This window comes from Mycolicibacterium chengduense, assembly GCF_033741155.1.
Lineage (GTDB): Bacteria > Actinomycetota > Actinomycetes > Mycobacteriales > Mycobacteriaceae > Mycobacterium.
Window position 1 is genome coordinate 953,271 of record NZ_JAWQNH010000001.1, and the last position, 15,674, is coordinate 968,944.

The window sequence follows — 15,674 nt, forward strand, 5'->3', positions numbered from 1 at the left end:
TGGTGAGTCGTGATTGTTTGCTGACAACGATGTCACGCACCACGATCGAGAACAGACAAGACAGGGATGGCGTGGGAATGGACGTCGTGCTCGGGATAGCGCTGACCGTCGACAGCGTGCGATTGGTGCTGGTCGACGAGTCCGACGGCAACCTGATCGACCAGGACACCTTTGACATCGACCGTACCGGCGGTGTCCAAAGTGCCACTGTCACAGAACATGTCGTGAATGCGGTGCTGGGCACATACGGCGTGGCCGCCGCCAACGGACACACGGTGGAGCGCATCGCCGTGACCTGGACCGACGACGCCGCCGAGGACGCCGGGTTGCTGGTGGAGGCACTCGGCGAGGTCGGGATGCCGAATGTCGTTGCCGTGACGGGCTGCGACGCCGCCGAGACGTTCGTCGAGCGGATGGCCGAGGCGGCCGGTGAGACCTGCGCGGCCGCCTGCCTGATCGAAGGCAGCCGGGCGCCGGTGGCGTACATCGCCGTGCTGCACGCTGCTGCCGGCGGGGTGCGGCGGATGCGCAGTCGAGTGGTGGACGCCGCCGATCATCGGCAGTTGGCCCTCGGGGTGCGCGGTGCCTGTGCGGAGTGCATCGCGGAAGCCGATCGGGTGGCGGTGTTCGCCGGCGGCTCCGCGTCAGGACTCACGGGATTGCTTGCCGGAGAGCTGAATTCGACTCTGTCGACGCAGGTGATCATCCCGCAGGATGCGACGCTGGCCTTTGCCCGCGGCGCGGCGCTGACCAATGCCGGAGCCTACCGACGACTCCACGTGGTCGGCGCCCGGGCCGCGATCGCATCCGGCGGCGGCGCGGCGCCGCCCGCGGTGTTCGTGCCGCGCACCGCCAAACTGATGGCCATCCCGGGACTCACCGACGTTGCCGAGCCGCCCACGCCGACCGCCCCGGACACCACCCGGCAAGTACGGACCCTGCAGGCCGTCGTCGGCGGCGGCGTGCTCGCCTTCGTCGCCGCGCTGTCCATGTACGTCGGTAGCCAGATCCGCGATACCGGTGAACAAACCACGCAGGCCAAATCCCGTCCGGCAGAGGTCGCCCCGGCCGCTGCCATCGAGCCGGCACCGCCGGCAGCCGCCCCCGAGCCGGCAGCGCCACCGGCCGCCCCGCCCGCCGCGCCGGCACCCATGCCGGCGCAGGCTCCCGCGCCGGTCCCCGTGGTGATCCCGGCCGCGGTCACCGCCACGCCGCCGCCGGCGCCCGCCGTCCCGCCCAACCCCTTGCAGCTGCTGGCCGCCGTGGCCGGGCCGCAACTGGCGGCCCTGAATCAGGGCATGCACGGCAACATCCCACCGGTCGCCGACCCGGCGCTGAACAACACCGCGCTGCAGGTGGCGCAGAACGTGGTTCCGCCGGCGATCGACCGGGCGAATCAGCCCGTGGATCTGCCCGCCGTGCCGCCGGTGACCAACGGCCCCATCACGCTGCCGCCACTGCGCGACCTCATCGACGGCATCCGGCCGGACCGCCAGAACGAAGACGCGCACTTCGGTCCGAATGTGCCGACACCGGACACGCCCTACTACCAGCCTTCCGGGGCGAGCGCAGCGACGGGGAATCAACCAGCGACAAGCGTAGCGACGGGGAATCAACCAGCGGCGAGCGCAGCGCCTCCCGACGCCCCGGCACCGGCGGATCCCCCGCCGCTACCCGCGGAGGCCCCGGCGCCGCCGGCACCCTAGTGTCGGCCGGCCAGGATGGCTTCGATGTTGCGCTCGGCCAGCGCGGTGATCGACATGTACGGATTGCAGCCGATATAGCCGGGAATCAGTGAGGCGTCGTTGACGTAAAGGTTGTCGTAGCCGTTGACCCGGCCGAAGGCATCGGTGGCCTTACCCCGGACGCAACCGCCCAGCGGGTGAACGGTGTTGGAGGCGAAGACGTTTCCGTCGAACAGGTCGTCGCGGTAGTCGACGCCGTTGGCCTGGGTGACCTTGTCGAAGACCACCTTGGCCCGTTCGATCAGATGATCGGTGTAGCTCTGCGGCCAGTCGATACGGATGGAGTCGGACGCCTTGTCATAGGTGATCTCGGAGCGGTCATCGGTCTTGACCATGACGTAGTACCCGAGGGCGTTGGTCTCGACCGGCAACGGCAGCGAGAACATGCTGGCGTACACCGGATTGTCGGGATCGTTGCGGCCGTCCAGGTTGATCATGCCCAGCAGGGACTGTTTGGTGCCCACCGGGTCGGCGGCGCTGGTGTTGTGGGCCACCATCACGTCACCGTTGTTGCCGTAGCCGCGGCCGATCTCGTCGGACAGGTCAGGCAGTGTTCCTGTCTCCCGGGCGCGCAGGAGCAGTTCGTTGGTGCCCAACACACCGGCGGCCAGGTACAGCTGCTCGCAACCGATTTCGTCACGGGACTGTTCGGCGCCCCACCGGTCGATGCGCCGGGTAGATACCACGTACTCACCGGATTTCTCGCGGCGGATCCCGGTGACCTCGGTCAGGGGCTGCAGCGTCACCTTGCCGGTCTGCACCGCCGCCGCGATGTAGGTTTGGTCCACGCTGCCGTCGCGGCCGTAGTTGTTGCCGAACTGGCACTCCCAGTCCAGCGCCGACAGCGGCACCTCACCGTTGGCCTCACGCACCATGTAGTCGAAGTTGTAGGCGCTGCCGTTGTAGTCCACCTGGTATCCGGCGGCGTCGGCGTACTGACGGCCGACGCGGGCGTACTGGAAGTAGGGCGTCTGCTCGAACCAGTCCATATTGCGGTAGCTGATCCGCAGCGCGGCCTTGGCCCGCTCGACATAGGTGCCCAGGAATTCCGCCGGGTCGATATCGGGGAAGGCCGCCCGCACCTGGTCCGGTGTCGGGATGGCAGCGATCGCGGCATTGACCATCGAACCGCCGCCGACACCGGTCCCGCGGAACACGTGATGGGCACCATGGGTGACCTTCTCGCAGATGCCGGCCTGCTTGGGCTGGGCGGACGGATTGTGGGCGGCAACCGCTGAGATGGACACGCCCCGGTACGACGTCACGATGCTGGGGGGGACGTCGTCGAACCAGCCCGCGCGGGTGTCGGCGGGCAGCATCTTGGTGAACCGTTTGCCGTCGGCGTCGGGGGTGTCCCACAGCCGGCCGCGCTCCAGCACCAGGGTCTGCACCCCGGCCTGGGCCAACCGCAGCGCAGTCACCCCGCCGCCGTAACCGCTGCCGATGACGATCGCGCGGTAACGCTGGCGCGAGTCCGGAGGATGTTCCGATCGGGACAGCAGGTATGCCCCCGCACCGGCGCCGCCGAGGACGATTCCTGAGGTGACACCGAGAAATTTACGCCTTGTCAAGTTAACTTGCGGTAATGTCACAAACACCTCTCAGCAAATAGCCCCGGGACCGTCGCCCGCCTTTGCGTAGCGCAGGATTCCAGGTTAAATAGTCACCACAGCTAATCGTTCGATCCAAATGCAAGGAACCAACGTGGCAGATCAAGAGGGGCTCCGCACGCCGAAGTGGCGTGACGCGAAGCGGTACCTCTGGCTGCTGAGTGCCATTGTCCCCGGCCTCGTACCGTTGGCGTGGCTACTGGTCCAGCTGACCGGCCAGGACGTGTTCTGGTGGGTGGGGCCGGCCATGGCCTTCATGATCGTCCCCGTCCTGGACCACCTGGTCGGAAGTGCCGCATCCGAGGAATCCGAGCGCACCCTGGAGTGGCTGGAAGACGACGCCTTCTACCGCTGGGTCACCTACCTCTACCTGCCCAGCCAGTACCTCTCGCTGGCATTTGCCTGCTGGCTGTGGAGCGGCGGCGGTTGGATCACCATGACCTGGCTGGACAAGGTCGGGCTGATGCTCACCGTCGGAATTGTGGGCGGAATCTCAATCAACGCCGCCCATGAGCTCGGTCACCGGCGCGCCGCTGCCGAACGCCGGCTCAGCAAGCTCGCGCTGGCACAGACCGGCTACGGCCACTTCTACGTCGAGCACAACCGCGGCCACCACGTCCGGGTGGCGACCGTCGAAGACCCGGCCAGCGCGCGCCTCGGCGAGACGGTCTACCACTTCATCCCGCGCTCGGTGCTGGGCGGCCTGCGGTCGGCCTGGAGCCTGGAACGCAACCGGCTGGCCAGGGCAGGCAAGTCGCCGTGGACGCTGCGCAACGAGGTGCTCAACGCCTGGTTGTTGGCCGCTGTGATATTCATCGGACTCAATGTGTGGTTCGGCACCGTCGTCGCCCCCTGGCTAATCGGCCAGGCCGTGATCGGGGTGTGCCTGCTGGAGTCGGTGAACTATCTGGAGCACTACGGGTTGCGCCGGCAGCGGTTGGCCAGCGGCCGCTACGAACGGGTCGGCCCGCAGCACTCGTGGAACAGCAACACGCTGATCGCCAACGTGTTCCTGTTCCATCTGCAGCGGCACTCGGATCACCACAGCAATCCGCAGCGTCGGTACCAGACGCTGCGCCATGCCGACGAAGCGCCACAGCTGCCGTTCGGGTACGGCACGATGCTGGTGCTGGCCTGGTGCACACCGATCTGGCGACGGGTGATGGACCCGCGGGTGCTCGCCCACTACGACGGCGACATCAGCCGGGCCGCCCTGCGTCCGGCCCGGACGTCGGCCGGGTAACGCATCGGCGAAAGTCGAACCCGAAAAGTCGCGCACCGCCGCGGGTCGCCCGGCCGGGCCCAAAGCTACGTCGCATACTCTTGAGCCTCGTGCCCGCCAGGACTGCCCGACTCGTCGCCATCATCGCGGGCATCGTCGGCCTGCTGCTGTGTGCGCTGACGCCGCTGCTTCCCGTCAACCAGACCACGGCCAGCATCACGTGGCCGCAGGCCCGCAGCGCCGACGGGTTCGTGGGCGACGTGACCGCCCCGCTGGTCTCCGGCGCCCCGCTGGCCCTCGACGTCTCCATCCCGTGCCAGGCGATCGCGTCGCTCCCGGCTTCCGGCGGCCTGGTCTTCTCCACCATCCCGCCCGGCGGTATCGACGCGACCCGGAACGGGCTGTTCGTGCGCGCCACCTCCGACACCGTCTTCGTCGCCTTCCGCGATACCGTCACCGCCGTCGCGCCGCGTGCCGCTGTGACCTCCGGGGGCTGCAGCACACTGCACGTCTGGGCCAACGCCGGCGGCGTCGGCGCCGACTTCGCGGGCATCCCCGGCGCCGCCGGCACCGCTGCCGGAGAGAAGAAACCTCAGGTGGCCGGGATCTTCACCGACCTCAAGGTGGCACCGCAGCCCGGTTTGAGCGCCCGGGTGGACATCGACACCCGGTTCATCTCCACCCCGACGGCACTCAAGACCATCGTGATGGATATCGGCCTGCTCAGCGTGCTGATCTCGATCGTGGCGCTGGCCCTGCTGGACCGCGCAGCCGGGCACCGGGTACGGCACGGCTGGGCTCGGTTCTGGAAGGTCGGCTGGGCAACCTGGCTGGCCGACGCGGCGGTGATCGGCGGACTGCTGGTGTGGCATGTCATCGGCGCCATCTCGTCTGACGACGGCTACAACCTGACCATGGCGCGGGTGTCCGACCAAGCCGGCTACGTGGCCAACTACTACCGCTACTTCGGCACCTCGGAAGCGCCTTTCGACTGGTACCAGCTGGTGCTCCAACACCTGGCCACCGTCAGCACCGCCGGGGTGTGGATGCGGCTGCCCGCGCTGCTGGCCGGTATCGGCACCTGGATCCTGCTGTCGCGCTGGCTGATCCCCCGGCTCGGGCGCACACTGGCGAACAATCGGATCGCCGTGTGGACGGCTGCGGCAGTGTTCCTGGCCGCCTGGTACCCGTTCAACAACGGTTTGCGCCCCGAGCCCCTGATCGCCTTCGGCGTGCTGGCGGTGTGGGCCCTGGTGGAGTACACCATCGCGGCCCGGCGACTGTGGCCCACCGCGGCCGCCATCGTGGTCGCGGTCTTCACCGTGACGCTGGCGCCGCAGGGGCTGCTGGCACTGGCCCCGCTGCTGGTCGGTGCCCGGGCCGTGGTGCTGGTGATCCGCGACCGCCGCGCGGTGCTGCCCGCCCTGGCGGTGTTCGCCGCGGCGGCGTCGTTCATCGCGATCGTCGTGTTCCGGCGCCAGACGCTGGCCACCGTTGCCGAAGCGGTGCGCATCAAGTACACCGTCGGACCGACCATCTCCTGGTACCAGGAGTTCCTGCGCTACTACTTCCTCACCGTCGAAGACAGCGTGGACAGCTCCCTGACCCGGCGTTTCGCGGTGCTGACGATGCTGCTGTGCCTGTTCGGCATGATCGCCGTGCTGCTGCGCAAGGGCCGCATCCCCGGCCTGGCCGGCGGCCCGACCTGGCGGCTCATCGGCATCTGTGCGGGCGGCCTGCTGCTGCTGACGTTCACGCCGACCAAGTGGGCCGTGCAATTCGGCGCGTTCGCCGGCATCGCCGGATTGTTCGGCGCGGTAACCGCATTCACCTTCGCGCGGGTGGGCCTGCACAGCCGCCGCAACCTTGCGCTGTACGTCACCGCACTGCTGTTCGTGCTGGCGTGGGCGACCTCGGGAATCAACGGCTGGTTCTACGTCGGGAACTACGGGGTGCCGTGGTTCGACCGGCAGCCGGTGCTGGCCGGTCAGCCCGTCACCACCATGTTCCTGGTGCTGGCCATCGTCACCGGCGTGCTGGCCGGCTGGCTGCACTTCCGCATCGACTATGCCGGGCACACCGAGGTGGCCGACACCCGCCGCAACCGGGTGCTGGCCTCGACCCCGCTGCTGGTGGTGGCCATCATCATGGTGGTGCTCGAAGTCGGCTCCATGGCAAAGGGTTTCGTTCAGCGCTACCCGGCCTACACCACCGCCAAGGCCAACCTGTCGGCGCTGAGCTCCGGGCTGTCGCACACCAGCTGCGCGATGGCCGACGACGTCCTGGTCGAAGCCGACCCGAACGCCGGGATGCTGCAACCGGTTCCGGGACAGACGTACGGCCAGTACGGTCCGCTCGGCGGGGAGAACCCGGTCGGCTTCACCCCCAACGGGATCAGCGACACCCTGGAACCGCCGAAACCCGTGGTGGCCAACCCGGGCACGGTGAACTCCGACGGTTCGCCCAACAAGCCCAATGTCGGTATCGCCTACGCCGCGGGCACCGGCGGTGGTTACGGGCCCACCGGGGTGAACGGCTCGAATGTGTTCCTGCCGTTCGGACTGGACCCGGCGCGCACCCCGGTGATGGGCAGTTACAAGGAGAATTCCACCGCCGCCAAGGCCACCTCGGCCTGGTACCAGCTGCCGCCACGCACTCCGGACCGGCCGCTGGTGACCGTCGCCGCGGCGGGCGCCATCTGGTACTACGACGAGGAAGGCGACTTCCACTACGGCCAGTCGCTGAAACTGCAGTGGGGCGTACACCGGCCCGACGGCACCTATCAGGCCCTCAACTCGGTGCAGCCGATCGACGTGTTCGCCCAATACGCTTGGCGCAACTTGCGTTTTCCACTGGCCTGGGCGCCGCCGGAGGCCAACGTGGCCCGGCTGGTGGCCGACGACCCGAACCTGTCCGACGACCAGTGGTTCGGTTTCACGCCGCCGCGGGTGCCGCAGCTGCAGACCGCACAACAGTTCCTCGGCACGCAGACACCGGTGATGCTCGACATCGCCACCGCCGCGAACTTCCCGTGCCAGCGGCCGTTCGCCGAGCATCTCGGGGTAGCCGAGCTGCCGCAGTACCGCATCCTGCCCAACGTCAAACAAGTGGTGGTGTCGTCGAACATGTGGCAGTCCGCCCAGAAGGGTGGCCCCTTCCTGTTCATCCAGGCGTTGCTGCGCACGTCGACCATCCCGACGTATCTGCGCGACGACTGGTACCGGGACTGGGGCTCGCTGGAACGGTACGACCCCGTGGTGCCACCGGCCCAGGCGCCGGTGGCCGACATCCAGCAGGGCACCCAGCGGGTGTTCGGCTGGAGTAGGCCCGGACCGATCAGGGCCTTGCCGTGAACGGGGTCATGAGCGACGTGAGAGACAACGTGAAGACCACCCGATGGATCGCCATGATCGCCGGGCTCATCGGCTTCGTCTGCGCGGTGGCCACGCCACTGCTGCCGGTGGTGCAGACGACGGCAACGCTGAACTGGCCTGCCGGCCAGGGGATGTCCGGGCAACTGAGCAGCGTGACGGCACCGCTGATCACCCAAACCCCGGTCAACATGACGGTAACGGTGCCGTGTGAGGTGATCAGGTCCGCGCCGCCGGCCGGCGTGCTGGTGCTGGGCACCGCACCGAAGAACGGCAAACAGGCCGCACTCAACGCGCTGTTCGTCAACGTCAGCACCTCGCGGGTGGACATCACCGACCGCAACGTGGTGATCGCCAGCGTGCCGCGCGCGAAAGCCGCGGCCTGCCAGCGCATCGAGATCACCTCGTCGGAGCAGGGCACGTTCGCCACCTTCGTCGGGATGCCAGGCGGCGACCAGCGCACCGGCTTCCCCGACCCGAACCTGCGGCCCGCCATCGTCGGGGTGTTCACCGAGCTGACGGGCCCTGCACCGCAGGGATTGTCGCTGTCGGCGACCATCGATACCCGGTTCACCACCAAACCAACCCCGCTCAAACTGGCCGCCATCCTGCTGGGCATCGTGGCCACCATCGTCGCCCTGTTCGCGTTGTGGCGGCTGGACCAGCTGGACGGCCGGCGGATGCAGCGGCTGATCCCGACCCGTTGGCGCACCGTCACCGCGGTCGACGGGGTGGTGGTCGGCGGGTTCCTGCTGTGGCATGTGGTCGGCGCCAACTCCTCTGACGACGGTTACATCCTGCAGATGGCCCGCGTCGCCGATCACGCCGGCTACATGTCGAACTACTTCCGGTGGTTCGGCAGCCCGGAGGATCCGTTCGGCTGGTTCTACAACCTGCTGGCCCTGATGACCCATGTCAGCGACGCCAGCATCTGGATGCGGCTGCCGGATCTGGTGTGCGCGTTGGTGTGCTGGCTGTTGCTCTCCCGCGAGGTGCTGCCCCGGCTGGGGCCCGCCGTCATCGCGAGCCGGCCTGCGTTGTGGGCGGCGGGATTCGTGTTGATGGGAGCGTGGATGCCGTTCAACAACGGCCTGCGCCCCGAGGGGCAGATCGCTACCGGCGCGCTGATCACCTACGTGCTGATCGAGCGGGCCATCACGTCGGGCCGGCTCACCCCGGCCGCCATGGCGATCGTCTCCGCCGCGTTCACCCTCGGTATCCAGCCCACCGGGCTGATCGCCGTGGCCGCCCTGCTGGCCGGTGGCCGGCCGATCCTGCGCATCCTGGTGCAGCGCAGGCGTCGGGTCGGGTTGTGGCCGCTGATCCTGCCGCTGCTGGCGGCCGGCACGGTGATCCTGACGGTGGTGTTCGCCGACCAGACCCTGGCAACGGTGCTGGAAGCCACCAGGATTCGCACCGCGATCGGCCCCAGCCAGGCGTGGTACACCGAGAACCTGCGCTACTACTACCTGATCCTGCCGACGGTGGACGGCTCGCTGTCGCGCCGGTTCGGCTTCATGATCACCGCGCTGAGCCTGTTCGCCTCGATGTTCATCATGCTGCGCCGCAAGCGAATTCCCGGTGTCGCCCGCGGACCGGTATGGCGGTTGATGGGCATCATCTTCGCCACGATGTTCTGTCTGATGTTCACCCCCACCAAGTGGGTGCACCACTTCGGGCTGTTCGCCGCCGTGGGTGCGGCGATGGCCGCCGTGGTGACGGTGCTGGCCTCACCGGTGGTGTTGCGCTCGGCCCGCAACCGGATGGCGTTCACGTCGGCCGTGTTCTTCGTGATGGCCCTCTGCTTCGCCACCACCAACGGTTGGTGGTACGTGTCCAGCTACGGGGTGCCGTTCAACAACGACAAACCGTCGATCGGCGGGATCACGGTCAGCGCCATCTTCTTCGCGTTGTTCGCCATCACCGCGGTGTGGGCGTACTGGCTGCACTTCGCGCCGCGCAACGGTGGTGAGAGCGCGGTCATCCGGCGGCTCACCGCCGCGCCGGTGCCGGTGGCGGCGGGGTTCATGGTGACGGTGTTCGTGGCGTCCATGCTGTTCGGCGTGGTGCGCCAGCACGGGACCTACAGCAACGGGGAATCGAATATCAAAGCGTTCGCCGGTGGCTGCGGCCTGGCCGACGACGTGCTGGTCGAACCCGATCCCAACCAGGGCTTCCTGACCGCGCTACCCGGCGACTACGGTCCGTTGGGCCCGCTGGGTGGTGTCAAGCCGGTGGGCTTCACCCCCAACGGGGTGCCCGATCACATTGTCGCCGAGGCCATTCGGCTGAGCCTGCCGATGCCGGGCACCGATTACGACTGGGATGCCCCGGTCAAGCTGACCGCGCCCGGCATCAACGGTTCCACTGTGCCGCTGCCCTACGGTCTGGACCCGACCCGGGTCCCGTTGGCCGGCAGCTTCGCCAGCGGCCCGGCTCAGCAGGAGGCCCGGCTGGCTTCGGCGTGGTACCAGCTGCCGCCGCCGGATGCCGCGCATCCGCTCGTGGTCGTCACCGCGGCGGGCACCATCACCGGCAACAGCATCTTCAACGGCCTGACCCAGGGCCAGCCGGTGGAACTCGAATACGGCAAACCCGGTCCCGACGGCGCTCCGGTGCCCGCCGGGCGGGTGGTGCCCTACGACATCGGCCCCCTGCCGTCCTGGCGCAACCTGCGTTACGACCGGCGCCAGATCCCCGGCGATGCCACGTTCGTTCGTGTTGTCGCCGAGGACAAGTCGCTGTCCCAGGGCGACTGGGTTGCGATCACCCCGCCGCGGGTGCCGCAGCTGAGGACGATCCAGGAGTACGTCGGGTCACAGCAGCCGGTGCTGATGGACTGGGCCGTCGGGTTGGCGTTCCCGTGCCAGCAGCCGATGCTGCACGCCAACGGCGTCACCGATGTGCCCAAGTACCGGATCACGCCGGACTACAACGCCAAGATGAAGGACACCGACACCTGGCAGGACGGCATCAACGGCGGCCTGCTCGGCATCAGTGACCTGTTGCTGCGGGCTCATCTGATGGCGACCTACCTGAACAAGGACTGGGGCCGGGACTGGGGTTCGCTGCGCCGCTTCGACACCATCGTCGAGGCTCCGCCCGCCGATATCGAATTGGGCACGGCGACACATTCGGGCCTGTACTCCCCCGGCCAGATCCGGATCAAGCCGTAGCCTTCATTCCGCGAGCGGCCGTGTTTGCACGCGACACGCCGTCAAAGTGTGGCAGTTTGGGGCCGCTCGCGGAGTTCAGGTGGGGCGCACCCGCCGCAGTACCTCAGCGGCCTCGGTTTGGTAGGCATGCTCGGCCCAGCCCAGCGGGGTGGCGCCGAAACGCAGATCGGTGACGTCGGGGTCCGCGCCGGCCGCGAGCAGTCGCCCGATCAGGTCCACGTCGCCCGCCCACGCCGCGTGGTGCAGCGGCGTGGCGCCCTCGGCATCGCGCAGGTTGGGGTCGGCGGGAAACGTCACCGGCCGCAACTGCGCGCCGGAGGTGTCGATGCCGTGCCGGGCCAGCAGTGCCAGCCGTTCGGCGAAGCCGTGTTCGGCGGCCCAGTGCACCTGACGTCGCCACATCTGCTCGCGGGTCTCCATCGCCGCACCGAGGCGGCGCTCCCACGGACTGGGTCCGGCGTCGGCCAGGCCGTGGGCGAACAGCAGCCGCAGATGTGAATCGTCGGCACCGAACATCCGGTTGTACAGCGTCTGCTGATCGGCCGGGTGTGCCCCGCGCTGCAGCAGCAGGGCGGCCAGTTCGTCGGCGTGCGGGTGGCGGGGCTGCCGGCGCGGCCCCTGCTCGCCCTCACCGAACACCCCGGTCAACACGGTGAACGGGGTGGACATCCCACACCACAGGTAGCCGTCGTCGGGGTCGGCGCCGGCATCGAGCAGGACCCGGGCGGTGGCCAAGGCATCGCCAGGTACCCGGCTGTACGCCACGTAGAGCAGCGGTGACCACCGGTAGGGGCCGCCGCGCGCTGCCGCCGATTCGGTGCGCAGGTGCTGCCTTACGGCATCCGGGTCGGCGGCCGCGGCAGCCGCCCAGATGTGTCTGCCCACCAGATCCGGCTGTGCGGCCAGCAGCTCGGTGGCGGCCTGCCGGCGCGGCGGAGCGTCGGTGTGGTCGTAGCGCAACGCGGCCAGGGCGCAGAACCGGTCCTGTGGCGTCAGGGCATCTTCGTCGACACCGCCGGGGTCGACGCTGAGGCCGGCGGCCGCGCGCAGGTAGCCCACCAGCGCCGGCCACCCGGTGAAGCCGTACTGCCGCGCGACCGTCAGCTGCGCGTCGTGCAGCGCGAAAGCCGCTCGGCCCAGCGCCGTTTCGGGCCGGGGATGGTGATTGCGCACCGTCGTACGGGCGTCCGCGGCGCCGGCGCGCACGGCCCGTTGCAGGGCGCGGGCGTCGGCGCGCAGCCGAACGAGTGACGGATTGGCGGGCAGCGTGCTGGCCATGACGGCCTCCTCTCGAGTGCCCGGCGTCCGCGAAGTCGGGCCGAGAAGAGGTCGGTCCTGAAGGTGGTACTGCTGCAGGGGGGGCTGGGCCCCTTCGAGCGGACGTCGGGCGGTCCTGCGCGCCTGCACCGCAACCTACCCGACTGCGCCGTACCGTCAAGGCATGGCCGACCGTGATTCGATTGCCGGCACCGCCGGCGGTGATTCGATTGCCGGCACCGCCGGCGGTGATTCGACTGCCGGCACCGCCGGCGCGCAAGTCCGCCTCGGGACCGCCGTGCTCACCCGGGTGGTGGAGACCATGTTCGAACCGTCGGCCGCGGTCTTCGGCGGCACACCGGCGCAGGCGTGGACCGACAACGCCGCACTGCTGGTGCCGACGTTCTACCGGCCCGACACCCAGAAGTGGCGGGTGTCGGTGCAGTCCTGGGTGGTCGACGTCGACGGGCTACGGATCCTGGTGGACACCGGCGTGGGCAACGGCCGGCGCCGGACCATCCCGGTGCTGGATGGGCTGGACACCGATTTCCCGGCCGCGCTGGGCCGCGCGGGTGTCGCACCGGAGAGTGTGGACGTGGTGGTCAACACGCATCTGCACGGCGACCACGTCGGCTGGAACACCTGGCGCCGGGACGACGCCTGGGTGCCGTTCTTCCCCAATGCCCGATACCTGTTCCCGGAGGCCGATTTCCGGTTCTTCGAGCCGGGTGGCGCCGGCTACGACGAGGCCACCGCGCTGGTGTTCGACGACAGCATCGCGCCGGTGCATGCCGCCGGGCAGGTCGAAATGTTCGGCGGCGATCATCAATTGAGCGAATCGGTGTGGTTACGGCCGGCGCCGGGGCACACCCCGGGCTCCTCGGTGCTCTGGCTGGACGCGGGCCAGCCGGCGGTGTTCGTCGGGGATCTCACCCACTGCCCCATCCAGATCCCGCGGCCCGACGACGCGTGCGCATTCGACGTGGACGGTCCGGCAGCCGCGGCCACCCGGCGACGAATCTTCACCGAAGCGGCCCGCCGGCGGGCTGCGGTGGTGCCCGCGCACTATCCCGGGCATGGCGGCGCGACCATCGTCGCCCGCGGGGACGGTTTCATGGTCGATGACTGGCTGGATCTGGAGCCGATCTGACCGCGGTGAGTTCGGCCCGGATCAGCCGGGAACTGTTCGCCACCACCGCCACCGAAGACGCGTTGTGCAGCACGGCGGCCAGCACCGGCGACAACGCGCCACCCGCACCGATGACCAGCCCGAGCGCGTTGACGGCGATGGACATCGCGTAGTTCTGCCTGATGACGGTCACCGCGGCGGCGCCCAGCGAGCGCACGTCCAGTAGTCGGCGCAGGTCGTCACTGGCCAACGCGACGTCCGCGGTCTCGACGGCCACGTCCGTGCCCCCGAGACCCATCGCCACGCCGATATCGGCGGCCGCCAGCGCGGGTGCATCGTTGACCCCGTCACCGACCATGGCCACCACGTGGCCCGCCGCACGCAATTCGCGGACCACCTCAAGCTTGTCCTCGGGCAGCACCTCGGCCCGCCATTCGGTGATACCGAGCTCCTCGGCGACGGCGCGGGCCGTCTCCTGATGGTCACCGGTGAGCATCACAATCCGGCGCACGCCCGCCGCGCGCAGCGCCGCCAACACCTCGGTCGCCTCGGGGCGCACCTCGTCGCGCAGGCTGATCAATCCAACCAGCACACCGTCCACGGCCAGCAGCAGCGGCGTCTCGGCCTGTCGCTGCAGCCGAGTCACCCATTCGGTGGCCTTCTTGGTGACCCGCACCTTCTCCTGCCGCAGCAGTGCCGGGCTACCCAGCAGCAGGGTCCGTCCATCGGCGCGGGTCCGCATACCCAATCCGACCAGCACCTCGCATTCCTCGTGCGGCGGGATGACGATACGACGCTCTTCGGTCGAGCGGATGACAGCCGCAGCGAGCGGATGCCTGGCGTGGATCTCCGAACTGGCCGCGTAGGCGAGCACCTCGTCGGGCTGCCAATCCTTGCTGAAGGCAATGACATTCGTGACCACGGGCCGGCCCGCGGTCAAGGTTCCGGTCTTGTCGAACACCACCGCGTCGACTTGGCCGGCCTGTTCCAGGTGCGAGCCACCCTTGACCAGGATGCCGCGCCGGGCACCGTTGCCGATGGCGGCGCTGATGGCCGTCGGGGTGGCCAGGCCCACCGCGCAGGGGCACGCCACCAGCAGCATGGTCATGGCTCGACGGACATCGCGGCTGAGCACCAAGGTCACGCCGGCCAACAGGAACGAGGCCGGGACGAACCGCCGGGAGAAGGTCTCGCCGACGGTCTGGATGGGCGCCCGGTCGTGCTGGGCCTCCTCGACCCTGGCGATGATCCGGCCGATCGCGGTCTGCGATCCCACCGCGGCGGCACGCACCACGATCCGCCCCTGCATCACGACGGATCCGGCGTGCACCGGCTCACCGGTGCGTTTGGCCACCGGCAGCGTCTCGCCCGTGATCGCCGACTGGTCGACTACGGCGTCACCGTCGACGATCTCTCCGTCGACCGGCACCGCGACCCGCTCGTGCACGACGACCTCGTCACCGACGGCGAGGGTGTCGATGGCGACCTGCACCTCGGTGCCGTCGGTCAGCCGGACCCAGGCGGTGTCCTGGTTGCCGGTGAGCAGATCGGCGATGGCCCGTCGGGTCCGGCGCAGCGTCAAATCCTGAAGGTACTCACCGATATTCAGCAACCACAGCACGGTCAGCGCCACCACGTTCTCGCGGAGCACCAGGCTCGCGACGGTGGCCGCCGACACCAGCACGTCGGTGCCCATGGCGCGGCCGCCCCGCAGGGCACGCAGCGCCCCGCGCAGGAACGGATATCCGGTGAAGATGGTGATCGCGGTCGCGAACAACCTGGCGGTCGGACCGAGGATCGGTGGTCGCGCCAGCACATATCGCCGGACGCCCAACACCGCGAGAGCCGCGCCGCCCGAGCCCATCCGCATGATGTCCCCGTTGCGCACATCCGCCGAATGTGGGGCTCGGGTCGACACCGTGGACGTCGGCATAGCCAGCGCCTCGCCGACCGCGGCCAGCAGTGTGCCGACATCGGCACGAGCCGTCGAATACCAGATGACCACCGCACCGGTCCGCGGATAGGCGTGCACCGCACGCACCCCCGGCACACGCAGCACGGTGTCCTCGATCAGGACCGCACGCGGAATTTCGTTACGAAAGCCGTCGGCCTGCAACCGGATCCGGCCCGCCGCAGCCGATATGACGGTGGGCATGGCGGGACC

At 69.1% G+C, this 15,674-nt stretch carries 8 protein-coding genes; 5 read left to right on the top strand and 3 right to left on the bottom strand.

Features of this window, described 5'->3' with window-relative positions; genetic code table 11:
* Window positions 1-77: 77 nt before the first annotated feature.
* Window positions 78-1,706, top strand: a complete 1,629-nt coding sequence (locus SBI67_RS04855) for a DUF7159 family protein (RefSeq protein WP_489685549.1) — start codon at window positions 78-80, stop codon at window positions 1,704-1,706.
* Here SBI67_RS04855 and SBI67_RS04860 read toward each other — a convergent pair.
* On the bottom strand, window positions 1,703-3,316 hold the full coding sequence (locus tag SBI67_RS04860) for a GMC oxidoreductase (RefSeq protein ID WP_318979428.1): 1,614 nt from the start codon (window positions 3,314-3,316) through the stop codon (window positions 1,703-1,705). The genes SBI67_RS04855 and SBI67_RS04860 overlap by 4 nt on opposite strands.
* Window positions 3,317-3,434: 118 nt before the next feature.
* Between SBI67_RS04860 and SBI67_RS04865 the strand changes: the two genes are divergently transcribed.
* The 3 genes from SBI67_RS04865 to SBI67_RS04875 all read left to right on the top strand — a co-directional run bounded on the left by SBI67_RS04865 (window position 3,435) and on the right by SBI67_RS04875 (window position 11,124).
* Window positions 3,435-4,598 (top strand): alkane 1-monooxygenase, encoded by a 1,164-nt coding sequence (locus tag SBI67_RS04865; protein ID WP_318979429.1) that lies wholly within the window; start codon window positions 3,435-3,437, stop codon window positions 4,596-4,598.
* Between the two features lie 89 nt (window positions 4,599-4,687).
* The gene (locus SBI67_RS04870; RefSeq protein ID WP_318979430.1) at window positions 4,688-7,930 is read left to right on the top strand and encodes an arabinosyltransferase domain-containing protein; all 3,243 of its coding nucleotides are present in this window, start codon (window positions 4,688-4,690) and stop codon (window positions 7,928-7,930) included.
* A gap of 8 nt (window positions 7,931-7,938) precedes the next feature.
* The gene (locus SBI67_RS04875; protein ID WP_318979431.1) at window positions 7,939-11,124 is read left to right on the top strand and encodes an arabinosyltransferase domain-containing protein; all 3,186 of its coding nucleotides are present in this window, start codon (window positions 7,939-7,941) and stop codon (window positions 11,122-11,124) included.
* A gap of 75 nt (window positions 11,125-11,199) precedes the next feature.
* On the opposite strand, the gene SBI67_RS04880 is transcribed toward SBI67_RS04875, so the two are convergent.
* Window positions 11,200-12,402: an ankyrin repeat domain-containing protein gene (locus SBI67_RS04880; RefSeq protein WP_318979432.1), complete on the bottom strand. Its 1,203-nt coding sequence runs from the start codon at window positions 12,400-12,402 to the stop codon at window positions 11,200-11,202.
* 301 nt (window positions 12,403-12,703) lie between these two features.
* On the opposite strand from SBI67_RS04880, the gene SBI67_RS04885 reads away from it, so the two are divergent.
* Window positions 12,704-13,531 carry an MBL fold metallo-hydrolase gene (locus SBI67_RS04885; protein ID WP_318979582.1) on the top strand — a complete coding sequence of 276 codons (828 nt, stop codon included), beginning with the start codon at window positions 12,704-12,706 and terminating at the stop codon, window positions 13,529-13,531.
* Here SBI67_RS04885 and SBI67_RS04890 read toward each other — a convergent pair.
* Complete coding sequence (locus SBI67_RS04890; RefSeq protein ID WP_318979433.1) at window positions 13,494-15,665, bottom strand: heavy metal translocating P-type ATPase; 2,172 nt, start codon at window positions 15,663-15,665, stop codon at window positions 13,494-13,496. The genes SBI67_RS04885 and SBI67_RS04890 overlap by 38 nt on opposite strands.
* Window positions 15,666-15,674: the final 9 nt, after the last annotated feature.